Annotated in this window: 21 protein-coding genes; 7 read left to right on the forward strand and 14 right to left on the reverse strand. The window is 41.7% G+C overall.

The genetic code is table 11. The annotated features are described in order from the left end of the window. The first annotated feature begins 17 nt into the window (after positions 1 to 17). The gene (locus BMW98_RS10290) at positions 18 to 749 is read left to right on the forward strand and encodes a LytR/AlgR family response regulator transcription factor (protein WP_090258501.1); all 732 of its coding nucleotides are present in this window, start codon (positions 18 to 20) and stop codon (positions 747 to 749) included. A gap of 1 nt (position 750) precedes the next feature. Here BMW98_RS10290 and BMW98_RS10295 read toward each other — a convergent pair whose 3' ends face one another. The 14 genes from BMW98_RS10295 to BMW98_RS10355 all read right to left on the reverse strand — a co-directional run bounded on the left by BMW98_RS10295 (position 751) and on the right by BMW98_RS10355 (position 17,017). Then, complete coding sequence (locus tag BMW98_RS10295; protein ID WP_090258502.1) at positions 751 to 1,923, reverse strand: glycosyltransferase family 2 protein; 1,173 nt, start codon at positions 1,921 to 1,923, stop codon at positions 751 to 753. Positions 1,924 to 2,014: 91 nt separating this feature from the next. Next, complete coding sequence (locus tag BMW98_RS10300; protein WP_090258503.1) at positions 2,015 to 2,896, reverse strand: glycosyltransferase family 2 protein; 882 nt, start codon at positions 2,894 to 2,896, stop codon at positions 2,015 to 2,017. Between the two features lie 37 nt (positions 2,897 to 2,933). After that, positions 2,934 to 4,235, reverse strand: a complete 1,302-nt coding sequence (locus tag BMW98_RS10305) for a flippase (RefSeq protein ID WP_090258504.1) — start codon at positions 4,233 to 4,235, stop codon at positions 2,934 to 2,936. After that, a complete protein-coding gene (locus BMW98_RS10310; RefSeq protein WP_090258505.1) occupies positions 4,229 to 5,386 on the reverse strand; it encodes a glycosyltransferase family 4 protein in 1,158 nt (385 codons plus the stop codon). The genes BMW98_RS10305 and BMW98_RS10310 overlap by 7 nt, the downstream gene beginning before the upstream one ends. Then, positions 5,379 to 5,522, reverse strand: coding sequence for a hypothetical protein (locus tag BMW98_RS20445; RefSeq protein ID WP_162844749.1), 144 nt, complete (start codon positions 5,520 to 5,522; stop codon positions 5,379 to 5,381). The genes BMW98_RS10310 and BMW98_RS20445 overlap by 8 nt, the downstream gene beginning before the upstream one ends. Continuing rightward, positions 5,519 to 6,697 carry a glycosyltransferase family 2 protein gene (locus BMW98_RS10315; RefSeq protein ID WP_090258506.1) on the reverse strand — a complete coding sequence of 393 codons (1,179 nt, stop codon included), beginning with the start codon at positions 6,695 to 6,697 and terminating at the stop codon, positions 5,519 to 5,521. Before BMW98_RS10315 ends, BMW98_RS20445 begins: the two co-directional genes overlap by 4 nt. 144 nt (positions 6,698 to 6,841) lie before the next feature. Beyond that, on the reverse strand, positions 6,842 to 8,299 hold the full coding sequence (locus BMW98_RS10320; RefSeq protein WP_090258507.1) for an O-antigen ligase family protein: 1,458 nt from the start codon (positions 8,297 to 8,299) through the stop codon (positions 6,842 to 6,844). Between the two features lie 97 nt (positions 8,300 to 8,396). Beyond that, positions 8,397 to 9,536 carry a glycosyltransferase gene (locus BMW98_RS10325; RefSeq protein WP_090258508.1) on the reverse strand — a complete coding sequence of 380 codons (1,140 nt, stop codon included), beginning with the start codon at positions 9,534 to 9,536 and terminating at the stop codon, positions 8,397 to 8,399. Next, positions 9,533 to 11,599, reverse strand: a complete 2,067-nt coding sequence (locus tag BMW98_RS10330) for a GumC family protein (RefSeq protein ID WP_090258509.1) — start codon at positions 11,597 to 11,599, stop codon at positions 9,533 to 9,535. The genes BMW98_RS10325 and BMW98_RS10330 overlap by 4 nt, the downstream gene beginning before the upstream one ends. 6 nt (positions 11,600 to 11,605) lie before the next feature. Then, positions 11,606 to 12,328: a TolC family protein gene (locus tag BMW98_RS10335; RefSeq protein WP_090258510.1), complete on the reverse strand. Its 723-nt coding sequence runs from the start codon at positions 12,326 to 12,328 to the stop codon at positions 11,606 to 11,608. Between the two features lie 11 nt (positions 12,329 to 12,339). Next, positions 12,340 to 13,506, reverse strand: a complete 1,167-nt coding sequence (locus BMW98_RS10340) for an acyltransferase family protein (RefSeq protein ID WP_090258511.1) — start codon at positions 13,504 to 13,506, stop codon at positions 12,340 to 12,342. A gap of 3 nt (positions 13,507 to 13,509) precedes the next feature. Further along, positions 13,510 to 14,271, reverse strand: coding sequence for a sugar transferase (locus BMW98_RS10345; protein ID WP_090258512.1), 762 nt, complete (start codon positions 14,269 to 14,271; stop codon positions 13,510 to 13,512). Between the two features lie 177 nt (positions 14,272 to 14,448). Further along, entirely contained in the window at positions 14,449 to 16,497 is a 2,049-nt protein-coding gene (locus BMW98_RS10350; protein ID WP_090258513.1) for an LruC domain-containing protein, read from the reverse strand. Between the two features lie 127 nt (positions 16,498 to 16,624). Then, positions 16,625 to 17,017, reverse strand: coding sequence for a response regulator transcription factor (locus tag BMW98_RS10355; RefSeq protein ID WP_162844748.1), 393 nt, complete (start codon positions 17,015 to 17,017; stop codon positions 16,625 to 16,627). Positions 17,018 to 17,202: 185 nt separating this feature from the next. Here BMW98_RS10355 and BMW98_RS10360 point away from each other — a divergent pair, with 185 nt between their 5' ends. The 6 genes from BMW98_RS10360 to BMW98_RS10390 all read left to right on the forward strand — a co-directional run bounded on the left by BMW98_RS10360 (position 17,203) and on the right by BMW98_RS10390 (position 25,608). Further along, complete coding sequence (locus BMW98_RS10360; RefSeq protein WP_222843628.1) at positions 17,203 to 18,405, forward strand: BaiN/RdsA family NAD(P)/FAD-dependent oxidoreductase; 1,203 nt, start codon at positions 17,203 to 17,205, stop codon at positions 18,403 to 18,405. Positions 18,406 to 18,492: 87 nt separating this feature from the next. Beyond that, positions 18,493 to 21,531 carry a WD40/YVTN/BNR-like repeat-containing protein gene (locus tag BMW98_RS10365; RefSeq protein WP_090258515.1) on the forward strand — a complete coding sequence of 1,013 codons (3,039 nt, stop codon included), beginning with the start codon at positions 18,493 to 18,495 and terminating at the stop codon, positions 21,529 to 21,531. A 13-nt stretch (positions 21,532 to 21,544) separates the two neighbouring features. Next, a complete protein-coding gene (locus BMW98_RS10370) occupies positions 21,545 to 22,933 on the forward strand; it encodes a YfcC family protein (protein WP_222843629.1) in 1,389 nt (462 codons plus the stop codon). 411 nt (positions 22,934 to 23,344) lie between these two features. Beyond that, positions 23,345 to 24,496 (forward strand): acetylornithine deacetylase, encoded by a 1,152-nt coding sequence (argE, locus tag BMW98_RS10380; RefSeq protein WP_090258517.1) that lies wholly within the window; start codon positions 23,345 to 23,347, stop codon positions 24,494 to 24,496. Continuing rightward, entirely contained in the window at positions 24,497 to 25,156 is a 660-nt protein-coding gene (locus BMW98_RS10385; RefSeq protein ID WP_245733562.1) for a peptidoglycan DD-metalloendopeptidase family protein, read from the forward strand. A gap of 92 nt (positions 25,157 to 25,248) precedes the next feature. Further along, positions 25,249 to 25,608: a nuclear transport factor 2 family protein gene (locus BMW98_RS10390; RefSeq protein WP_090258518.1), complete on the forward strand. Its 360-nt coding sequence runs from the start codon at positions 25,249 to 25,251 to the stop codon at positions 25,606 to 25,608. Positions 25,609 to 25,644 lie beyond the last annotated feature (36 nt).

Consider the following 25,644-nt stretch of genomic DNA (forward strand, 5'->3'; position numbering starts at 1 on the left):
ACAAGAATTTTTAAAATATGAGCGCATTAAAAGTTTTAGTAGTAGAAGATGATCCAATGATTGCTGATAGTCTTAAGGACATTTTGGAGATGTTGGATCATGATGTGGTAGGCATTGCAGAAAATGCTGATGAGGCCATTGCCTTGTGCAACGATCATCAACCGCAAATTGCCCTGTTGGACATTCAAATCGGTGGAGATATTGATGGTGTGGAGCTATCTCAGATCATCAATGCACAGTTCGATATGCCTTTTATCTTCACCACTGCTTTTGCCGATAATGAGACCGTTTCTCGCGCTAAAGAGCAAGGTCCCTTCGGTTACCTGGTAAAACCATACGGTGTAAAAGATATTAATGCCGCTATTGAAGTGGCCATGTCGGCTTATGGCAGGCTTAAAGATGCCGAGAAGAAGGGAACAGGCATGTCTAAAATTATAGACAATAGCATCTTCCTAAAAGTGGACTATAAGCTTATTAAAGTTAAGATTGAAGATATTCTATACATAGAAGCAAAGGGTGACTACGCGCTTTTCAAAACTGTAGACAAAGGCCATATTGTTCATACCACTATGAAAAAGGTAGAAGAGCGCCTTGGTGACTTTAACTTTGCCAAAGTACACCGTTCTTTCGTAGTTAACCTTGCAAAAATTGTTGATATAGAAGAGTCTAACCTTTTGATAGACAACAAGGTAATTCCTATCTCAAGGGCGAACAAAGAAGCTTTGCTTAAGCGATTGCACCTGTTGTAGTTCAGGCTGCTTCTGCCATTACTGCGCGTTTCGATTTTTCCCAGGTTACTTTTTGCTTACCGCTGAAGTACTTGATCCAACCTAACACCACGCAGTAGTGCATATAGATAAAGTAATAAGGAATGTAAACCGGCTTAAATTTAGTAGGTCGGTTTCTTACTATATAGCCTACGCTAGCCAAAGCATAAAACGCGATTTGAGCGATTAGTACCAGCGTGTAAAACAATTGATTATCAGCAATAAAGAAGTTAGATAATAAAGTAAACAATAAAGCTAATGGCATTAGCGTCCACCGGAGAACACGGTGCGATATATACTGAAAGCTGAGCTTTCCATACTTAAAGATGTTCAGCAATGGCATAAGCTTAATAACTGCTTGAATGCCTCCAGCACTGATTCTAACCTTACGTTTAGTTTCTTCTTCAATATTGGCCGATCCGGACTCTACTGCAAGCGCCTTAGGCTCATAGTCCACTTTGAATCCTTTGGCCGCCATGCTCATGGTCATTACAAAGTCTTCAATCAAAGTGTTAGTGTCAATCGTTTCGTATAGGTCTGTTCTTATGGCGAATAATTCACCTGCAGAGCCTACTAACGAGTTATATTCAGCATCTTTCTTTTTTAGGAAAGATTCGTATTTCCAATAAAATCCTTCACCCGATGCACTGGCTCCATCGCTGGCAGCAGATATTACAGTTTTTTCACCTGATACAGCCGCAACCAAGTTGTTCTGAAAACGCTCAACCATTAGACGGAGGCCTTCGGGGTTAATCATTACGTTGGCATCCGTAAAAATGGTGATTGGTGTTTTAATGTAGGGCATTACACGGTTAACTGCAGCAATTTTGCCTTGTCTTTTCGGGCTGTAGTCTAAAGTTATGCCTTCGTGTTTTGCAATGATTCTATTGGTATTATCGGTAGAACCATCCGTTACAAAGTGAATGTTGAGCTTTTCTTTGGGGTAGTTAAGGGCGAGAGAGTTCTTGATTTTCGCTTCAACTATTTCCTGTTCATTATAAGCGGCAATCAACAGCGTAACCTCGGGCAGATCTTCATCGATTAACGATGGATAGTTTACTTGCTTTTTTGTCTTGGCCAATAGTGTGATGATTACACCGTAGCCCACAAAGGTGTAAGCTACTATTGCTACCGAAATCCAGAATACTGCTTCCATAACTTTAATGTTTATTTAAATATGAAAGATTAAAGCGATGAATACCTCAGGTTTAGGTGAGTAACATGCTTTGGCGGTTAACTGGTAGGTTTTAGCCGATGGGCTGAAAACCATACTTTGGTTTAATCAAACCGTCTTTAAATGCTTTAATCAATGATTTTAGGTGAGAAGACTCACGTTTTATCAAATGAGTTAATAGGTTTTTAGGTGTACTAATCAAAAGGTAGAAGGTAATGAAGAACAACCAAGTGCTTTTGCTTTTGCGCATAAAATGAACCCTATTTCTGTTTTGGTAATAAACTTTTAGAGGACTGTTTTTACCTGTGGTAACCGATTCTTTGTGCAATACAGATACACGTTTGTCAACCATTAACTGGTAGCCTCTAAGCCTGATTTGGCGCGACCATTCTAGCTCTTCATAATACAGGAAATATTCCTCAGGCATTTGCCCACATTGATCAATTACATCTTTCGACACCATTACAGCAGCGCCATGAAAGTACGGTGTGCTTTCAACGGCAGGACCACTTACTGTTTGAATTAAGTCATTGCGGCCCGTGTAGGGATTAATCTCTGTAAACCCTGCAAATTGTATCTTTTCCGGAGCATCAAAATACTTAAGCACCGGGCTTACGGCGCCAACATCTTGATGCGTTTCGAAAACACTTAATAATGATTCGATTACTCCATTTTCAATCTCGGTATCATTATTTACAAAAAATAAGTATTTACCTTTTGCCCGCTCAATGCCTAAATTGTTTCCACCTGCAAAGCCCAAGTTTTCCTTTGAGTTTATCACCTTTACACTTGTTAAGCGTGTTCTGTACAGAAAGCTATTGTCGTATTGCTGATCGTTATCAACTACTATTACCTCAAGGTTAGGGTAGCTGAGTTTTGACAAGCTTTCTAATAACTCGCAGGTAACTTCTGGTTGCTTATAGTTTACTGTGATAATGCTTACTAATGGTGTCATGTTCTTTTCTTAAATACTTACTTTTTAACTGGTAGGCCTATTTTATCATTTGCCTATCCATAGATGTAATCGCTTTATTTAGATTTATAAATACCTCTTTCCAAGGCGTACAATTAATGTGTTTCTTAATCTTTAATTGGCCTATAATAATGGTGAGTACAATGCTGATAGAAGTGGCCATAGCTGCACCTATAATTCCGTATTTAGGAATCAGTATCATGTTCATGGTAATGTTTACCAATAAGCTGAACAGAAGCATCATAAAGTTTACTTTTGGTTTTCCTATGGCATCTAAGGTTAGGCCAAAAACACGTCCCCATGGCTTAAATATGGCTGCAATAGCCAGAAGCACAATCATTGGGGCTGCTGCCAAATATTCTGCAGAAGACATAACTTCTATAATGAAAGACCTTGCGAATATTAAAACCATGCTTACAGGAATTATAAAGGCTAATAAAAGCAATACAGATTCGCTATATGTTTTACTTAGTTCTTTGGTACTTCCTGTTAGATAACTGGCAGAAATTCTCGGATAAATCACTTGAGATAAGGCTTGTAAAGGAAGTTCTGAATAGTTGATGATCTTCATTCCTACATGATAAATCGCCAGGGCCGTTGGGTCTAAAAAGTACCCGATCATTAACACATCGGCTTTACTAAATAGGAGAGACACCAGGTTGGTGCCAGAAGCATATTTACCAAAACCAATAAGCTCTTGAATAGCTGCTTTCTGAGGTTTAGCAAATGTTGGCTTGGCCTTGTAAAAGTAGAACACTACAGCTGGCACAAGTGCCATCACTTGTATGTTGATAATTGCAACTAAAGTTGGCGTTCCGGTAAAGAACAACACCAAGGCCAATGCCATTAGCGACACAAAATATATTGAGTTGGTAATGGCATAAGTTTTAAAGTCTTGTTTGCCCTGGCAAAGTGTATTGATAAACTGCAAGCTTCCTAAGGTGAATAGCGACTTTAGACCATGTTTAAACAAAACTTGCGTGTCTTGATTTAGCCCAGCAACCAACGAAAAGACTAACACTATAGCAGCGAGTGCTAATATTAGTGTGTAGTTAAGCAAAGTGCCGCTGGCGAAAATTGCACTGTTGTTTGGTTGCTTAATAATCTGCCTTGTAAGTCCATTTTGTATAAAACCCTGTCTAAAGGAATCTGCAATACTTATAATGGTGATGTAATAAGCCCAGTTACCAAATGTACTTTGCTCAAAGTGCTTCACCATTAAAATGAACAAGACAAAGTTGCTTAACAAAAATGCCAGTTGTCCACCAAGTGAAAATAAGGTTTGGCCTACAAATGCGCTATTTCTCAGCTTGTTTAACATGCCTTTGCAATTTTATGGTAAGCCTTTTCCGTTTTATCTGCTATTGACGTCCACAGAAAGTTAGCCTGTACTTTAACTTGACCTTTTAAGCCCATGTGCTGCGCCAGTTGGGGTACATTGCTTAAGTAGGCCATGGCCTCAACAAAGGTTTCTACCTTGTTTGGATTGCACAAAAGTCCGTTCATTTCGTGCTCTACTGTTTCTCTAATAGCCGGTATGTCCGAAGCAATTACCGGAATAGCGTGAGCATTTGCTTCGATAAGCACTATACCTTGCGTTTCGTACAAGCTAGGCAGTACAAGCGCCTGATAATTGGGCATTATCTCGTTAATCTCCTCGCCAGTTAATTCGCCAATAAGCTTAATTCGGTCACTAAGGTTATTATTCGTAATCACTGCGGCTATTTGTTCTCTTAGTTCGCCATCACCAACAATATCGAGTTTTAATGATGGGTGAGACTTGGCCATGGCATTAACCAGTGGCAGTATGTTTTTTACAGGGTGTAAGCGGCCGATAAATAGGAATTTGTTGTGGTCCTTTTCTATAGGAGCCACGGTACCTATTTTGCCTAACCTTACTCCGTTGTTTATTACTTCAATATGTTTTTGCTTAGGTGCGGTAATCTGGCTTTTTAAGTCTTGACTAACAGCTATAAGCATTTGAGAGGCTGCTAGTTGCTTGCGCTCGTAGCGCGTAGCCATCATTTTATGAAAACGCTTATCTAAGTTGTACCACTTGTATCTGGCACTTTCTATTTCAATTAGGCCATGAACAGTAGTTATTAACTTTTTGCGGATGCCCTTAATGGTGTACAATAAGTAGCCGCTACGGCCTTGAGCGTGAATAATGTCGAACCTTTCGTGGTTTTCCTTCACCCATTGCTTGGCGCTCCAATTAAAAGCTAATTCTTCAGCCAACACCGAAAAGGGTTTTATGTATCTACCAGGGATATAAGGGATTTGAATGATCTCTATTCCTTCAACCTCAGAGACTTTGGTTTTCTTTTTTATAGATCCTGCATTCAGAATACTGATCTTATGTCCTCTATCGGTAAGCGCTTTGGCAAGCTCCCAAGTGTGGGTTTGAATACCTCCTTTGAATTGCCAAGGGAGTGTTTTACAAACCATTAATATGTTTAGCTGTTTATCCATTGCGTTTACTTTTTAGCTGCTTCTTTTGGCGTTTAGCGAATATTTCTTCCTCTTTTTTAGAGCGGATTATTCCGTAGATCATGGCCGCTATTGCGAGTGGCAATACAAGTGGCCAAGGCATTCCTTCGAAAATCATGTTTTTACGAGTTTGTGTGGTGTATGAATAAATCCTTTGCGAGACTTCTTAATGTTGCCCAATGCACCAATTGCCGAGGCAATAAGGCTTGGAAAGGCCATTAGAAGTGGTATGAATTGCTTCTTCAAAGTTTTTGAAGGCAAAACGAGTAGGTAAGAAAGGGAGAGCGCTACAAAACCAATAAGGCTTGTGATAAGTACCGTTTGATTGATAAATAGGCCAGCAACAACCAACATAAGCAATGCAAATGGAGCGAGAGCTCGTGGTGGCAAAGCAAGCTGAGCTACTTTGTGTACGTGATCGAGGTTGCCGATAGAAAGGCTTCGCAAAGCTGGTTTTATCGACTTTTTAAGAAAACTATATTGTGCTTCTAACCAACGGCCACGTTGTTTAGAGAAGTCGCCTGCCGAAGCAATTTTTTCATCATAAACGACCAAGTCATCGGCATATTGAATGTAGTCCCAGGCTTGCGTGTAGAATAGCTCCATTTCCTTGTCGAAACCGCCAATGGCCGTAAGGTCATATATGGCCTTTTCGAAAGCTTGAATAGTGAATACCATTCCTGAACCCGAAAGCTTAGAAGATAAGCCAAGCGCATTTGCTCCCTTACATAGTAATTGCGTGTTTGCTGTTTCAGAAAGTCCATCGAGCAAAGCAAAAGTAGTATTGCTGTTGGCCGATTTTCTATTCCCCTGAATAACATTGTATCCTCGGTTTAAGTAAGTGTTAGCCTTATTAAGAAAGTTATGTTCCACCACATTGTCAGCATCTAGAATAACCACGCCATCGTAATTTCTAGCACCATACTTGGCCATGGCACTCTGCAGTGCTTTTACTTTGGTGCTTTTTTCAAAGCTTACCTCGTGCACCTGCGCACCATTAGCTTTTAGGCCTGCAATGGTACTTTGCTTAAGCTGGTCTGCAATCACCACATAATCAAAGTGGCTTTTAGGGTACTGATACTTCATAGCAATGTTTTTAACTGTGCTATGTAGAATAACAGCATCGGCCTTGTAAGCCGGAACCAATACCAAAAAGCGGTTATTAAGACTGTTCTTTATGGCAGCTACCTTTAGCGTTTTATGAGACGCTACTGCTAGTATAAACTGATACAAACCTGCCAGCGCTAAGTAGGTGGCCAGCGGCATTAGTAAGATGTAGAGTAATAGCTGCATAACTTTCTTTTTTTGTTAGAATAAAAGTACCCATAGCTATTGCCATATTTTTTGAGATAAGACGAGTGAACAGAATTTGTCGATGAATGGAAAAAGCCTACAGATAAGTGAATCTGCAGGCTTTTAGTAGTTGTAGTCTCTGAATTAAACAGGGGGATTCTCCTCCGTGCGGTCTCTTTCTGCAATGAGAAAGATAAATGGCAGGGCGAAGTTTAACAGAATGCCCGTTGGCATCTGTATAAGTACTTGATTGCCGTAGCTCGCCAGTAGTGCCCCGGCAAACATGGCGTAAAGTGCCGAGGCGTATGTCCGGTTCTTTTCGAGCCGCATGTTCATGATTTTATGCGCTCCTTTTCCCAGTATAAACCCAACGATCATAAGGTGCAGGGTAAAACCTACAATGCCTGTTTCGGCCCATATTTTGGTGAACCAACTATCGGTAGCCGTGTTGGCCATTAGCGAGGTTGGGTTAAACCTGGCACCCCAAAAACCTGCGGTACCAATACCAGCGCCAAACGGCTTGTCTGCAATGTAGCGGGCAAATATTTTCTGATTATCGTGCCGAACGCTTAGCGACTTGTTGTTTGGGTCTAGGGCGGTTCTCATTCTGCGAACCTGCTCAACCCCTTGAAACATAAAGGTGTATTTAAGGATCACAAACACGAGCACCATACCGCTAAAGCCCGCCATAAGTATTTTAAAGTTTTTGATTAGGATGAGGTAAGCAATGCCGCCACCAAGTGGTACTGCAAGCGCTCCTCTAGTACCTGATATAGCAAAGCCAAGCAGGAATACTACAGCTAAAATCAGGTATTTGGTTTTTTTAACTGTTTTGAAAGGTCCGAGAAACAAGATGGCACACATTAGCGACATCATAGCTTGTGAGGAACCAAAAGCTCCGGCATCTGAGTAATAGGAAAACACCCTCAAAACTCCGTGTAGCACGTGTTCTTCGTGATGGTTTTCTGCGTATAGCCAATGGTGTTCGGCTGCATCAACCCCCAGTAGTTGTTGCTTAAAGCCCCAAATTGTACCTAACAAACTAAAGGCGATAATGACATTGAAAAACTTGATTAGGTCTTTTTCTTCTCTGAATAAAAGGAAAATAAGAGGTACGGTTAAAGCTTGGTAGAAACCAATACCGCGCATGGCGTAAAACCAGGCTACAAGTCCATTGCCGGCAGGGTTTACTATTTCAAGTGTTAAATAGGCAAACCAAATAACAGAAACTGTAACAATGTCGTTTTTGGCAAACTTCCAGTTTACCCTTACGCGTTTGTTCAATATTACCGTCAACCAGGAAAGCGCTAATAGAATGTCTACTGATAGTCCCCACGGGCCAGGCACATAGCGCGCTATACCAGCCGATAGAAAACTGATCACAATAGTGCCCCAAACGCCAAATTTCGGTTTGTTCCACAATATGGAGAGCACAACAGCACCAATTGGCAGGGCTAAAAGTGCAAAGCCAGCCAGTAGACCTAGCACTTTAAAAAGCACTGCGCTCACACCAATAATGGCTATAATCAACACCCAGCCAAGGCTGGTGTTCATTTTTTCAGAACCTTGTGGAGCTTTCAGTATGGCCTTGTTTATTTCCATTGTTAAACAAAGCTAACCTTAGCCTGACTGTTTTTGGGGTACTTACGATGAATGACCAAATAGCTTCGGTGACTGTCCGATTTTTTCGATAATTGGTTTAGGCCACATCTAAGAGTTGTAGAAACTCTTCGGTGCGCTTTTCCCAATCGTTTTGCTTCGCGAAGTCTATACGCTTTTGAATGCGCGCTCTGCTGTTGTATCGTATTTCTTTTCGTAGGGCATCTGCAAAAGCTTCATGATTATTGCCAGTAGCAATTACCTTTTCAAAATCGGATAGATCTGCAAAGGCTGTTGAAACCACGGGCTTACCCATGGCCAGGTATTCATTTACCTTTAGGGGATATATAGCCTCTGTTAGGTTGTTCTTAACGAATGGTATAATACAAGCTGCGGCTTCTTCCAATACCTGTGGCAATTGCTCCTGAGGAATAGCTCCATGGAAGTTTAGGTTAGGCTGTTCGGCAATATTCACCTTAACTGGGCCATAAAAATCGAAGGTATATTCAGAGAATTCTGTTGCCAGATGAGCCACCAAGTCTTGATCAATTCTTTCGTCTACCGCACCTATGTATGCTATGTGCTTAGACTTGGACTTGCTAGCGGTTTCCTGCTGAAAAACACTCAGGTTAACGCCATTTTTCACCACATGGCAATTAGGGTTAAATGCTGCCTTAGTCTTTTTTAATCCTTCGCTTGTAACAATTACTTTATCAACACTCTGTAGGTACTGTTGCTCATAACTAGCACCATGTTTACCTGCCCATTGGGTGCCAGAAATCTCATCGTAGCAGTAGTATATCTGCTGGTTTACCTTCCAAGCATCTTGGCATAGCGCTCCGTAAACCGGGTTAAAAGCATTGATCAATGTGGCGTTTTCAAGTCCATTTGCTTTTTGAAATTTTCTAATGTGCTTTTTAATCAAGCTGGCGTTCAGCCTGGCCATTTTATCAAAAGCCCACTTGTTGCCAATCCAGTTTATCGGTAAAATGGGAGGGAAGTTGTAAACCTCAATCTCTCCGTACTTTGTTTTGACTTTTCTCCATCGGCCACCTTTGCCCAGTAACTTGTTTTTTGGAGCAAACTGATTTGTAATCAGGTCTTTTAAGGTGTAGTGATAATCTATGAAGATTACTCTATGCGTAGCCGAAAGGCGCATCATTAACTCAACTGTAGACTTAATGTATGGTGTGTCCCAGGCCGGAAAACTATGGCAAATTATGGTTTGTTGAGTGCTCATATCGTTGATGTTTTAAGTCCTCCTCTTAATAATCTTTTAACTGTTTTGCGCAACCAGCTACGCTCTCTTGGCACATCGCCAATTACATTTTCCATTACCTCGGTGGTTACACCGTTTAGGAATAATATGGGCTCAGCATCTGCCAGTCGCTTATAGATGTTTAATGTGTGTCTGTCCGATGCATTCCAGGTTCTATTGGCTCTGGTTACCATTACATGCACATCTGCATCTAGAATATCTTTTTGATTAAAGGGCTCGTGGGTAATGGCATTCAATTCTTTGAACTCGAATTCGCCTTTCTCATCTTTTAAAACTGTGTTATAAAATTCTTCTACTTGCTCAATTAAAAAGCTCTTGCCCTCACCATAATCGGTACTAAACACGATTACCTTTTTCTTGTCGCCTCTTCGGCTTGTTTCAGCCCTTAATTGCTGAACGAACAGATTCATGGCTTGTCTTGTAATGCGTCTGTAATTGATTTTTTCCTTGTCTAGGTTATCCGGAATTCTTGGCAGAATACCGCCAACCATTAGTTTCGTTTTGTGATAAGCGTTCTCATGGTTTTTCAAGCTGTTGTCCAATAGCTCCATGGCTATTATGGATCCACTTGGAAGCACCATGCCTACAATAAAGGCTAGCACAACCATCATCATACGTTTAGAGGCCAATGGCTTAATAGGGTAGTAAGGCGGGTCGATTACGCGCAAGTTGCTCGACATCATCATGCTGTATTTGTGCAATCTGGCTTGGTTAAAACTGTGCAGGTTTTCCAAGTATTCTTTTTCGGCTACATCTATTTCGCGCTCAAGTCGGCTTAGCGTAGAACCAAGTGGAGCAAAACGGTTGTAAATTCTGTCGTACTCCAATTGTCTGTCGCGCATTACGGCCAGTTTTGCAGTAGATTCTTCCTTAGCAATAATGTTGTTCAACCACTGCGTTAAAAGCTCTTTGGTTTCAATACCATCAGGCGTTTGGTTTACCAATAGTAGCTGGTTAGCCACATCGTTCATTTCTAGTTTAAGGTTGTTAATTTGCTTGCTCAGCTCTTCTTTTTTAATCTTTCTTGAATTATTAGGCACGGTGTCCATTACCAATTCCAGACTAGTAAGCTGTTTTTGATAGCTTGAAATCTGTGCTCTGCTTTCGGCTAATTTGGTGTTAAGTAGGGGCAGTACGTCCTTATCGCCCAACTCAAATTCTACACGTATTAGGGCAGACTTTGCACCGGCCAAAACTTTAAGTTCTTCTTGATACTGCTTGTCTAATTCTTCTTTGTTACCTGATATAAATCGGGTTTGCTCGTAGTAGTTGATGATTTGATTATCCACTCTAAAATTGAGCAACTCATCTTCTTGTGCTTTGAGATTTCCTGCAGATTCGTTCACTGCATCTTCAAAGAATTTGATAACCGAATCGCTCTGACCTTCTTTGATTACCTTCTTCTTTACAATAAAGATATCCGTAAGAAACTCCAATGTCTTTTGGCTAAGCAGCGGATCTATGGAAGTGTATTCCATTCTGATCATGTCGCTGTTTCCTTCTCTCAGTACATCTATGGTTTCCAACTGCTCTACGCCAAAGAATGGGTTTTCAGAGTTGGTAAGTACATACAGGTCGTTTGTTCTGTCTGCATCTCTCGCATTTACAATTTTTTGGTAAATGGAGATCTCAGAGTCAACTTCGTTTACTTCAATATTTACCTGAGCAATAGCTTCTAAAAAGTCAGGGTAGTTTTGTGGTAAAATGCTTAAGGCACTTCTCTGATGCTCGTGCAGCATGTAGGCCATTAGGCGTGCCGAAAGCTCTTTGAATGTTTCGTAGCTAGTGGCTAGGTTTATTAGGTTTTCAAGTTCGTTATTTGTTTTAGCGTAGTCTACTCTAGACGATCCGCTGCTTTCAATGCTATAACCAGAGATTAAGCCGGTGTTTAATAGCGTATGCGTAGCGTATTCTTTTTTACCGTCTTTCGTGCTGTAGAAAACAAGCGCTGCCAGCACTACGGCAGTTCCCGCAATGTAATAGAAGTAACGAACTAACAGTCGAACGATTTCTACAATAGTCATGATTGCTTACTTTAAAATGTTTTGACCAACCAATTCCTTCAGGGCGCGGTAGGCGTACCATGCCTCACTCTTCGATTTCTCTAATTCCAGCTTAGCGCTGTAGCTGGCATCAACTGCCATACGGTATTGTTCTACCGGTAACTTACCGGCTTTAAAGTAGCTTTCGGCCACTTGCAAGGCTATGTCGTTAGTTTCTACCACCTCGTTTTGTAGTTCAATAGAGGCCAAGGCAAACTGTAGGCTTTTGTATCTCAGAATCACTTCTTCACGAATCAGGTCTTTTTGTTCCTGCTTCATGTAGTCAATTCTTTCAACTTCCAGCTTCTTTATTTTAAGCTCGCTTTTGCGGGTAGCTACCTCGGTAAATGGTAGGCGAATGTTCACACCAATATTGTAGTACATGTTTTGGCGTGTAGTATAAGTTAGTCTACTATCGGCATTGTTAGAACCCGTTAGCTGGTCAGAGGTAATTCCTGTACCGTAGCCTACACCTGCTGTAAAAGCCAGGTGCTGCATCCAGTTCTTTTTAGTTATGTTGATTTCCTCTTCAGTTCTTGCCTGATCGTTTGCTAGTGCATTCAACATTGGAGACCTGGTAACCGCAAGGCTAATAAGCTCACCAATCGGCTTTACTTGTTCTATGGTTAGGGCAGAAAAGTCCTGCTCTGTTTGCCCAACAGCGGTAAGCTGTACAAGTAGAAGGGCCAGTAAGTAGATAACTTTTTTCATGATCTTTTCTTTTAGTGCGTTGTTTGTCGGCTTGTTTTGGTGAAGCGTTCTTTTATGCTTTGGATAAATAGTTTGAATCCGTCTTTTCGCATAAATGGTTTTTCTATCACCTTGTAAAAAACCGCACTGCTAAGTAAAATCAATGGAAGCGCAATTATGAGACTTATCGATAACCACCCGAAATAGCCCGATGACTGACCGAATTTGCCGATAAATGAATACAGCAATTCTAACAATGGAAGGTGTGTTAAATAGATGGTGTAACACATGCCACCGATAATGGCGAGTGGTTTTAAAGACAATAATTGAGGGAAGAATTTTCCTTTTAATGCGCCTAAAAAGAACCCGCCCATAGCTACTACAAATAGCAGTGACTTGGCCATCTCGTCTGTCCAGGTGAACATCATTACAGGTACTGAAACCAGTGTAACTAAGTCCCAGATAAGTCCTTTCTTTTTCACCCACTCTTTTGAGTGAATAAATACATCGGCCATAAAAAGGCCTACCATAAAGTGCTGCAATTGCCCCAGAATTGTAGCTCTATATGGCTGTAGTTGCCAGCCCAATAAATGCTGATAAATAATGAATAACACTGTAAAGAAGGCCAATAACGAACGCCTGCTTTTGGTGTCTCTTAAGCTGAAGTATAATTGTGCAATAAATGGTGCTACCAGATAAAACTGAATTTCGACCTCTAGCGACCAGGCCACTGGGTTAATAATTGAAAAGTCTTGGTAGGCAATGGTATGAACATAGAATATACTACTTACATAGTGGGGCAGGAGTTCACCTAATCCCATGCCGCTTTTGGCCCATAAAATGAGCGCGAAAAAACTCATCCAGAAAATGTAAGGTGGTTCTATTCGCGTAAGCCTTCTGGTAATGTAACTGCGGTATTTAAGTTCAGCGCCTTTGGCAAATGGTAAGCTTAAGATAAAGCCACTAAGCGTAAAGAAGATCATAACACCGATAGCACCACGGCTCAACACGTAGGAGAACTCATGTTCGAAAGAACTGAGCAAATTTTCCGGTACTACATAGCGCAACAGCCTTTCGTTGGCGTGCAGCAATACCACCGGCATAATGGCCATAAAACGAATACCATCTACAAAAGCTAGGTATTGTTTGCCGGCCGTGTCTCTAATCAGCGAATTGTAAAACTTCTTTAGCTGCTTCATGGCTTATACGTTTTCTTGTTGTAAAGCAGCAAATGGTGTTTTAAACAGAATCCACATATCTAACCAGAAGTTGTGCTTCATAGCATATTCAATATCTAGCTTTACACGGTTTTCCGGATCTACCTCGGTCTTACCACGGTCGGTAACTTGCCAAAGGCCTGTAAGCCCAGCAGGAGCCAAAAATCTGCCTACTGCCTTATCGGTAGTTAGCTTTTGTGCTTCGTAAATCGGTAGGGGTCTGTTACCCACTACAGACATATCGCCTTTAAGAATATTGAACAATTGCGGCAGTTCGTCTATGCTGGTGTTTCTAATAAACTTACCTACACGAGTAATGCGCGGATCATTTTTGAACTTCACAAATGAGTTGGCGTTGTCTTGCTCCTTAAAGTCTTCGAATTGTTGCAAACCTGTGTAGGACTCATCGTTGATCACCACTTGGTCGTGCGAGTTATAGGCGATGGCATGACGATCGAGTGCTTTTTCTTCCAGCTCTATTTTCTCATCGTTGCCGTACTGGTTAAGGTGCTTGAGCTTATCAACCAACTGATCGGCATCGGTACGCATTGAGCGAAACTTGTAGAACTTAAAGATCTTGTAGTTTTTGCCTACTCGATAAGAGTAGTAGAAGATAGGTCCTTTAGATTCTAACCTGATGGCAACTGCCACGGCAATTAAAATTGGACTTATAAGTAGAATCACTAAGCCAGAGGACAAGATGTCGAAGGCTCTTTTAATAATTGGGGTTTTGCTTGATGGCCTCATTTTTTCGTTATTTATTTAATTCGAAGGTAATGAGCCCATTACAGCTTTTATGAGGCTTTAGACGAGTGACCGAATTTGCCTGATGACCATAAGGATTTGTTCGATTTCTGAATTTTTACAAAAAATAGAGCACTGCCTTTCGACAGTGCTCTTCTTAGGTGAATGGGAGGCCGTATATTATCGGTTGTATAAATGCGAGGCCGACCTGTACCCCTCATTATCCTTATACCAATCCATATAGCTGTAGCCAAAGCTTTTTGCCCAGTCAGAGAATCTTAAGTGACCTAGTCTAATGTCGGTCTTCTCACTTGGGTAAGCGAAGCTCTCAGGCAAATGGATACCCCATGGTAAGTCAGTCTTCGATCTATAATAAACACCTTGGTTTGCATCGGTGTCATCGTCTAGCGTTCCGAAATAATCGGCATTCACCAAGTCCGTTGGCTCATAACCCGGTAGGTGGATCTCTCGTCCACGTGTTTGCGATACAATTAGGAATGGGTTATAAGGTGCATTACCTAGTTCACTCAGTGTCTTTGGTGTATTCAAGGCAATGTTTAATGTAATAGACTGTGGTTCGTAATATGTCCCGTCTACTTCGGTGTTCACAAAGCCGTTAGCAGAGAACAATTCATGTACATTGTCTGAAACTACAAACACAGCATTGGTTTGGTTGGCTTCTGTTCCATTGGCATTGGTTTGAATGTAGCCTGAGTTAAGCATTGCACCGGTTACCTCACTAATGTCTCCAGGTGCTAAGTCAGTAGCAAAACCAAAACCATTTCTGTAACCAGCACCAATTGCTCTTACAAGGAAAGTTGGCTCCATTTCAACCACTTTGTTGTCTGCATTCTGAATATGCTTGAACTGGTAATCAACTACTAAATCGTTAAAGTCATAATCACCTACATCTGGCCAGTTATCTTCAAAAGCAAAGGTTCCGTAGGTTGTGGCCGAAGGGTAGTAGCTATCGTAAGCTTTGTTCGGGTCGTTAGGGTATTCGTCTAGTACATCGTTAATACCGTCACCGTCTGTGTCAAGTACACCTGGTTTGTCTACAGGGCTTACATTTACTGTACTAATTGCGTTAACGGGGTTAGATGTTACAAATAGAATGGCATCATTAAAATCTTGATCGCATGTAAAAGGAATATTGTCTCTTCTTACATCTTCAAAACCTACTAAAAAGAGCTCGTTTTCTTCGTCCCATAGCAACACGTTGTGTTGTCTAAGGTCTTCATCTGGCTCAGGGTTTAAGTCTTTGTTAGCGAATACAATGTGTTCATAATCGTTCCTTACAGCTCCATAGCTAAATGCATCAGCAAAGAGCATTAAACCAATAGAAGTTCCTGGCTGAAAACGGCCAATGTTAACTTTATCTCCTGAGAAAAGCCCGCCACCAGAGCCATAATACGATAGGTTAGGGAATACGATATTTACTTCATCAATGTCATCTATACTTTGCGGTGGAGAGTTTGTAGGATAAGTGTAGAAGCCAATAGTGTTTCTCCAGCCGGCACCTTCGTGAACAAAAGTAACCCAAACGTCAGCTTCGTCTACAATATTGAGTGTAGTAGTTTTACCATTGGCCAAGTAAGTTGGGTGATAATCAGGAACTGGTTGACCTTCTGGCAACGAGGCATTAATATATTGTAAAAGCGTGCTGCTAATAATATCTCTTTGTGATTCTAGATTGTCAGGAACACCATAATAATTGTGTTGTGACAAGTAGTTTACGGTTGTGCTATTAGTAGCATCGGTTCCAGCTGCGGCACTTTTTACATTGCCAGGAGCCGCTGTAGACTTCTCATCATCAACAGTGCTAGAGGTAAGCTCACCATTTTTGTAACTCACCAGAATTCTACCGTTCTCTACAGGTACTTCTAAGTTGTTTGGAACCCCGATATGATTGGTTTCTATAATTACAGACGAAAGTGCTGTAGCTAGCTCAATCTCCTGATATACTGTACCGTTGTCGCTGGTGAAGGCGGTAAAAATGAGATTTCCTTTGTCTCGATCATTAACGTCCCAAACTTGTACCTTAATGCCGCCAAACGGCTGCCCTTCGTTATCTTCAAAAGTCATATCGACCACTGTTCCCTGAGTGGTTTTAAAGTCGAATGAACTTGCAAGTCCTTCCTGCTCCGATTGGGAAGGGTCAATCTCAGGCTTCTCCAAGCAAGCTGTTGCAAGCAAAAGCATCGTAAATAATAGAAAGTAATTCTTCATAATTCTCTTTTAAAATGGAAGCAATTGGCGTGCGCGGCATCATAGAAACGGCCATGTTTTGGACTGGCCGTTGGTGTGAGATCTTAGTGTATAGGTGAATTGCTTTCGAATAGAAAGCAGTTAAAGATTATGCTACTCGTTTATTCGATTTGTTGGTCTGGCGTTTAACTACCGACCTAATTCTCAATTCAAGCTCTAGCGGGTTGAATGGCTTACTCATAGCATCAATAGCACCAAGCTGCATTGCATGAATTCTATCTTCGCTTTTATCGCCACTTGTTAAAAGCACAAAGTCTTTTCCTTCAGATTTCAACAAACCAAGTGCGGCATTAAAGTGGCCCGTGTTTTCTGGATTGTTAGGGACATCGCTAAGTACTACTGCGTAGTCGTTGCTTTTCTCTAGCTTTTGCAAGCCTTCCTCATGCGTAGCGACAGCATCTACCCAGAAGTTCTTGTCTAAGTAGTTTACTAGAAATAGTCGCATCATGTAATTGTCTTCTATAATCAGTAATCGTTCCATAATCATATCGTTTATGCTTCGAATGTAGCGCTGATATGCATGTTGCTCGGGGCATTTACGATAACTGGTAAGTATTCTTCGATAACTGGAAACTGTGAATAGACGAAAAATATAGGCCTTGAAAAGGCTTATTCGCCTATGGCAATTAAAACCAATGATTAACTTCGCAACTCAATCATTTTCTCATGTCAAATTTGAAGGTAGCAGTTATTGGAGGTGGCGCAGCAGGCTTTTTTGCCGCTATTTCTGCCAAATCACATCATCCAAAAGCGCAGGTTCAAGTTTTTGAGAAAACATCTAAACTACTGGCAAAGGTAAAAGTGTCTGGTGGGGGGCGATGTAATGTTACCCATGCTTGCCCTAAGCCGGCAGAGCTCATTAAATTCTACCCAAGAGGAAGTAAGAAATTGAGAAAAGTATTCGATCAGTTTTCTGTTAACGATACGATCGACTGGTACGAATCGAGAGGGGTGGAGTTAAAGACAGAGGCGGATAATCGCATGTTTCCGGTTACCGATAACTCTCAAACCATTATAGATTGCTTAATGGCTGAAAGTAAGCGTTTAGGTGTTCAAATAAACCTAAACACAGCCATAAGGCAGATTGAAAAAGTTGCTACTGGGTTTACCTTAGATGGCGCTTTCTTTAATAAGGTTATAGTAGCAACCGGTGGAAGCCCAAAACTTGCTGGCTTTGAATGGCTGCAGAAGCTAGGACACACAATTGAATCGCCCGTACCTTCTTTATTTACCTTTAACATGCCAAAGGAACCTGTAAAGGCTTTAATGGGTGTTTCCGTGCCAAATGCTACGGTAAAGGTAATCGGAACTAAATTAGTGCAATCGGGCCCTTTGCTAATTACGCATTGGGGAATGAGTGGCCCTGCAATTCTTAAAACATCGGCTTGGGGAGCCAGAGAATTGGCGGAAAAGAATTACCACTTTACAGCGCAAATAAATTGGTTAGCCGATAAAAAGGAAGAGGCGCTTAGGGAAGAGCTATCGCACTTTATTACTGAAAACGGTAAGCGTCAAATCAAGAACAAGAATCCTTTTGGTTTACCACAGAGACTTTGGGATTTCCTTTTAGAAAAAGTAGAGATTTCGGCAATAAAGCCATGGATGGAGCTCGGTAAAAAGGATAAGAATCGTCTGGTAAATGTTTTGATAAACGACCAATATCAAGTAGCTGGCAAAACTACTTTTAAGGAGGAGTTTGTGACTTGTGGCGGTGTTAGCCTAAGTCAGGTAGACTTTAAATCAATGCAAAGCACTGTTTGCCCGGGCTTATATTTTGCTGGGGAGGTGCTTGATGTTGATGGTGTAACGGGTGGCTTCAATTTTCAGGCAGCTTGGTCTACTGGGTTTGTGGCTGGTAGGCTTTTGTAAGGCCAAATCTCCGCTTAAAGAATCGCCAGCATATTTTTCGGCCTTTTGTACTATCTTCCAAACTTAACTTAACTAACAAAGAGCTGTATGTTGTCGATCAAACGTCAAGCATTATTATTTCTATTAACGATAGTAAGCTTTTCGGTAGTTGCTCAAGATATTGATGAACTATTGAAGGCTTATGAGTTCCGCAATGTTGGTCCGCTAAGAGGTGGCCGAGTAACTGCTGTAATGGGGGTTGAAAGCCAACCTTCTGTTTTCTATATGGGCGCCACTGGTGGTGGTGTATGGAAGACAAGTGACTATGGAATCACTTGGGAGAATATTTCTGATGGTTATTTCCCTACACCATCAATTGGTGCTATTGAAGTGTACCAAAAGAATCCAGATATTATATACGTTGGAACGGGTTCAGATGGGCTTCGCTCGAATGTAATTACTGGTAAAGGAGTTTATAAATCTACGGATGCTGGTAAAACATGGAGCTTTGCAGGGTTGAAAGAAACAGGCCAGATTGGTGCGGTAGAAATTCACCCGAACAACCCTAACACGGTTTATGTGGCTGCAATTGGTCAAGCATTTGGTAAGAATGAGGCACGTGGTGTTTTTAAAACTACCGATGGCGGTAAAACCTGGAATAAAATCTTCTATCACTCTGATAGCGTTGGGGTTTCTGATATTGAGTTTGCTCCGGACGACCCAAACACTATTTATGCAGGTGCCTGGAGAGGCGAGAGAAAGCCTTGGACAATCATTTCTGGTGGTACCGAAGGTGGGGTTTACAAGTCTACCGATGCTGGTAAAACTTGGAATAAGCTTACCAATGGCCTACCAACTGCACTAGTTGGTAAGATCGATTTTGCCGTTTCTCCGGCCGATCCAAACGTGCTTTATGTAAACGTTGAGGCTTCTGAAGGTCAGGGTGGACTTTACCGTTCAGATGACAGAGGAGCAAGCTTTGAGTTTGTTAGTGATAACTCGAACTTAACCAACCGTCCGTTTTACTACACCAATATTTACGCTAACCCAAAAAATGCAGATGTAGTATTCAATAGCGCATTGAGGTTCCAAAAGTCGACTGATGGCGGAAAGACTTGGAACAGAATGGGGACACCTCATGGCGATAATCACGACATCTGGATTAACCCGAACGATACTAGTATTTGGGTGCAGGCCAATGATGGAGGTGCTAACATAACCTTGAATGGTGGTAAGTCTTGGTCTACTCAGTTCAACCAGCCAACTGCCGAGTTGTACCAAGTGGAAGTTGATGATCAAACTCCTTATTGGTTATACGCTGGCCAGCAAGATAACTCGTCTACCATTGCAGTGCCTAGCATGCCACCAAGTAGCGTACAAGCAGGACCAAATGCATGGTTCATTAACACTGGTGGTTGCGAAACCGGACCGGCTGTGCCAAAACCAGGCAATCCAGATATTGTATATTCTAACTGTAAAGGTCGTTTTGGCGTTTTTGATAAACGTTCGGGGCAAGAACTTCAGTACTATGTGGGCGCGACCAATATTTATGGTCACAACCCTAAAGATCTAAAATTCCGTTTTCAGCGTGTTGCGCCAATTCATGTTTCTCCACACAATCCTGATGTGGTGTATCACACTTCTCAGTACGTGCACAAAACAACTGACGATGGTGAAACTTGGGAGATCATTTCTCCAGATTTAACAGCTTTCGAATCGGAAAAACAGATTGTACCGGGTGGGCCAATCACTAGAGATGTTACTGGAGAAGAATATTACAGTACCATTTACGCTATTCGTGAGTCTCCAATTAAAGAAGGTTTAATCTGGGTAGGTGCCAATGACGGACCTGTGCATGTAACTAAAGATGGTGGCAAAACTTGGGAAAACGTAACGCCAGACATGCCAAAAGGCGGTAGAGTAGATGCAGTAGAGCCTTCTCCTCATAACCCTGCCAAGGCTTACGTTTCTGTATTGAGATACCAATTGGATAACGATTATCACCCATACATCTACAAAACTGAAGATTACGGAAAGACTTGGGAGTTATTAACTACAGGCTCAAATGGTTTGCCTGAAGATCACCCTACAAGAGTTGTTCGCGAAGACCCTAAGAAAGAAGGCGTACTTTATGCCGGAACCGAATTCGGCCTTTTCATTTCGTTCAATGATGGAAAGCAGTGGCACGATTTCAACAATAGCTTGCCAATTACTCCGGTTACAGACATCAAAATTTACAGAGATGATGTTGTAATGTCTACTATGGGTAGAGGCTTCTGGATTTTAGATAACATTGTGAGTTTAAGAGAGCTTGGAAGCCTTTCGAACCAGCAAGTAATGCTTTTCGATCCATTGGATGGTGTGCGACATAGAATGCGTGCAGGTAGAGAGCCAAATGGACCGGAATACCCTTCGGCAGCAGTTACATTAGATTACTATATTGCCGATAAGGACAAATCAGTTAAGCTTGAAATCATTAATGAAGAAGGCCATGTGGTGAGAACTTTTGTTAATGGTAGACCAGAGCCAGAAGTAAATACTGAGCGCGATATGTCAACTGAGTTTAGAAATCCTCCAGCTTCTGGTGGTCTTTCAAACAAAGAAGGTATCAACCGTTTTAACTGGAACATGAGACATGCTGGTGGCTGGAATGCCAACCCACGAAGAGCTTACCAGGGTTATGGCCCAATGGTTTCAACCGGTACGTTTAAGGCCAAGCTAACAGTAGATGGTCAGGTGGTTGAAAAAGATTTCAATGTTGTGTTAGACCCACGTGTGACTTTGGTAACTGATGCTGATGTTGCTGAGCAAGAAGCTTTGGCATTGGAAGTAAGAGATTTCCAAAGTGAAGTGGATATGTTTATTGCCAAGGTGGAAGAAGCGCGTAAGAATTTGGACAATAGCTTGGACAAAGAGCGTGTAAGCAAAAGACAACAAAGACAGAAGGAAGCATTAGACAAAGTGTACTATCAGTTGGTTACACCTCCTGGCACTTACATGCAACCAATGCTGAGCGCACAAACGGGTTACCTTGGTTCTATGATTGGCCGTGCCGATCAGAAGCCAGGTAAAGATGCCTACGATCGTTTTGAAGAACTGAAAGAACAATTTGAAGCCATCAAGGCAGAGTTCGAAGAACTACAGTAATTGAGTGGCTGAATTGAATAAAACAAAATGGTACAAGCGTATTCCGCATCCATTGGTGATGTTGATGGCGATTATTGTACTGACTTCCATCTTGAGCCATATAATTCCGGCAGGGGTTTATGAGCGAGAAATTATTGATGGGAGAGCTAGAGTGGTGCCGGGTACTTATCACGAAGTGGACCCGACACCACTTTCTTTTTTAGACACATTTGTAGCAATACCAAAAAGTTTTGCGGCAGCCATTGCCGTAATATTTGTGGTGCTTTCAAGTGGTATTATGTTTGGAGTGCTTGAGAAAACCGGCATGATTGAAAATGCGGTCGGCACTTTTGTAAAGCGCTTAGGCGTGCAAAACAGAATGTTGGCAGTAGTACTAATGACCTACCTTTTTGGCCTGTTGGGTGTATTTGTTGGTTACGAAAATAACATTGCCCTAATACCTATTGCAGCCATCACAAGCCTAGCCCTTGGTGGAGACCTAATGTTGGCGGCAGCCATTGCCGTGGGGGGATGCACCGTAGGCTTTGGACTTTCTCCGTTCAATCCTTATACGGTGGGTACTGGCCATACCATTGCCGAAATGCCCATGTATTCAGGTTGGGGGTTGCGCTCAGTGCTCTGTTTTAGTGCATTGACTTTTCTGGCATACTTCAATGTTCGCTACTTCAAGCGAATTATTAAAAACCCAGAGAGGAGTCTGTCATTAGGCATTAAAACCGATGGTTTTCAACTTTCTAAGCCGATAGCACAGTATGGCATGACAGCCTCAAATTGGCTTATATTGAGCATTTTCATTATCGGTTTAGGGATAATGCTCTTTGGTGTTTTCACCTATCATTGGGGAATAAATGAAATATCGGCCATCTTCTTAATGATTACCATTGCTGCAGGGCTTTCGGCTGGATTGAGTGGAAGAACACTCAGCGAAACAGCGCTTTCTTCAGTTTCGGTAGTGGCACCAGGAGCTTTTATGGTAGGCTTTGCAACCAGTATAAAAGTGGCCATGGAAATGGGCAATATCTCAGATACCATTGCCTTTCATTTGGCTGAAGGCCTGCAAACCTTACCGCTTTATGGTTCAGCGGTGGCCATGTCAGGAGCACAGAGTATTATCAACTTATTTATTCCTTCAGGAAGCGGGCAAGCCTTGGCTACTTTGCCAATTATGATTCCGCTGGGCGATATTCTAGGATTAACCAGACAGACCACGATTTTGGCCTTCCAAATTGGCGATGGTGTTACAAACCTTTTCAATCCAACTTTAGGCGGGCTAATCGCTATGTTAGCCATGTGCCGAATTCCATTCGACCGATGGCTACGCTTTGTGCTACCATTAGTTGGTGTAATTTTGCTGATATCCTGGATAGCATTGATAATTGCGGTAGCGGTTAACTGGCAATAGTCTTTTATGGAATCAATAACTCTTCATACTCTAGCTATTTCAGTTGCTATTATTGGGATAACTAGAATAGGAATTCGTTTTTATGATCTACATTCGAAAGAGCTTAAATGGGAGTCCTATATTGAGAAAACTGTTTTTCTAAGCCGAGTATTAATAATAGCTTATTTTAAGCTAGTGATTAGTACCTTACCAATTTGGTCATTCAAAATTGAAAATCGACCCTTAAGATGGATTCATAATGTGCTGGTTGTTCTGTTTTATGTATTAGTGTTCTTAGTGAATGAAAAGCTTCAAATGAATAACACCTAATAACTTGTACTAAAAACCCCTTAATCCCTAAAGGGATGCCAAATAATGAAATTCGCTATTACCAATACCAGTCTTAATACTTAATACCCGTTACCTAATACTATGAAAGTTGAAGAAATTTTATCCAAACTAGTTTCATTCCCCGTTTTGGGCGGAGAAAGTAACCTTACTATTATTCATTGGATTAAAGATTATATAGAAAGCCATGGAGTAACCACCACATTGGTACCGAATGAAGAAGGAACAAAAGCATCTTTGCATTGCCGAATAGGCCCTGCTGTTGATGGTGGCGTAATCCTTTCAGGTCACACAGATGTGGTGCCAGTGGCTGGGCAAGATTGGACATCGGAACCTTTTGAGTTAACCGATAAAGGTGATGGCAAGCTTTACTCCAGAGGTTCTTGCGATATGAAGGGCTTTGTGGCTTGTTGCTTGGCGGCATTGCCGCAAATGGTAAAAGCCGACCTGAATAAACCAATTTACTTTGCCTTTTCATACGATGAGGAAATTGGTTGCTTGGCTGCCCCGGAGCTGGCCGAAGCGATTAAATCCCATTATTCAGAAACACCTCAATTTGCCATTATTGGTGAGCCATCTATGATGGTGCCAACCGTAGGGCAAAAGGGAATATGTATTTACAAAACCATTGTGAAAGGTTCGCAGGGGCACAGTAGCCGAATTAAAACCGAGGTTAGTGCCATTCACGAGGCCATGCGTTTCATTCTTTGGCTAGAGAATAAAATGAACAGCTTGATTGCAGCAGGGAAAACAGATGATCGCTTTACGCCAAACCATACATCTATTCATATTGGTATTGTAAAAGGCGGAATTGCTGAAAATGTAATTGCGCAGGAATGCTATTTCACTTGGGATGTGCGCACCATTCCTTCAGAAACGCCAGAAGAGATTTTGGCTGAATTCGAAGCTTATTGCGCTGAAAGAAAAGTAACCTTGCGAGAGGTGTTTCCGGGCTTTGATGTTACTACCGACTTTATTCACCCGCCTGTACCTAGCCTTGACACTAAGGCTGATCAGGAAATAGTGAGTTTGGTAAAAGAACTGGCCAATACTGATAAAACAGATGCGGTAAGCTATGCAGCCGAGGCTGGTCAGTTTGCCGAAGCTGGCTTTGAGGCAATTATTTGTGGCCCTGGCGATATTGCGCAGGCGCACCGTGCCGATGAGTTTATCTCAAAAGAGCAACTGGCAATGGGAGTAGAATTTATGGAACGGTTGGTACAAAAGCTGTCATAAGTGGATATTGGAGGTTTGCTTAGAGAGGCGGGAATTACACCATCGCCAGTAATGAAGCTTGACAATGAAAAGCTTCATCATTTCGATTTGAGTAAGTATAATAAAGCCTTGGATAATGTCGATTTGAATGATGAACAGGCTTTTACCCAATACATTTTCAACGAATTAAAAGCGAATAACTGCACTGCCGGTATTGGTGGCTATGGAGAGGAGAGAAGCCTCTATTCGCGCAGCACATTGTTTAGCGATGAAGAGCCTCGAACCATCCATTTAGGCATAGATGTTTGGACAGCGGCAGGTGCAGATGTTTTTGCGCCATTGGATAGTACCGTGCACTCTTTTGCTAACCGAAACGTGCATGGTGATTACGGGCCGGTAATCATTTTGGAACACAAAATTGAAAACCATGTTTTCCACACGCTTTATGGCCATCTAAGTACCGATAGTTTAGATGGTTTAACCATAGGGAAGGAGATAAAGAAGGGGCAGGAGTTTGCCCGAATTGGGGAATACCATGAGAATTTTCATTGGCCACCACATTTACATTTTCAGGTAATTATCGATATGCAAGGTATGGTGGGCGACTACCCTGGAGTGTGTAAAAAGTCCGAGTCTAATATTTATTTGAAAAACTGCCCTAATCCTTCCGTTTTCCTATAATCCTTCTTTTGTTAAAAAGAATCCTTCGGTTTGGTGAACTATTTATGTATGTATATGTTTAATTGATGTATATACATATAAACCTTATCGACATGACATACAAAGAAAGAACAGAAGACATTTACAACATGCTAGGCCAAGGACAACTATTGGAGGCATTCGATAAATACTATGGAGCAAACGTAGTGCTAACCGAGCCAAGAGGTACTTGGGAAGGTTTTGACGCTTGTAGAGCCCACGAAGTGGAGTTTCTTAACTACGTGAAAGAATTTCATAACCTTGAAGTAAAATCAATTACTTCAGACGAAGCAAACGGAATTGTAATGCACGAGACTATGATGGATGTTACTTTTCAGGATGGTAACCGCGTACAAATGGAGCAAGTAGGTGTACAGCGTTGGGAAGGAGACAAGATCGTTCACGAGCGTTTCTACTACGATAATGCCCAGTAATTGAAAAGTCCAACCGACAAAAAAAAGCCTCTTATC

The sequence above is a fragment of the Roseivirga pacifica genome (genome assembly GCF_900111145.1).
GTDB lineage: Bacteria > Bacteroidota > Bacteroidia > Cytophagales > Cyclobacteriaceae > Roseivirga > Roseivirga pacifica.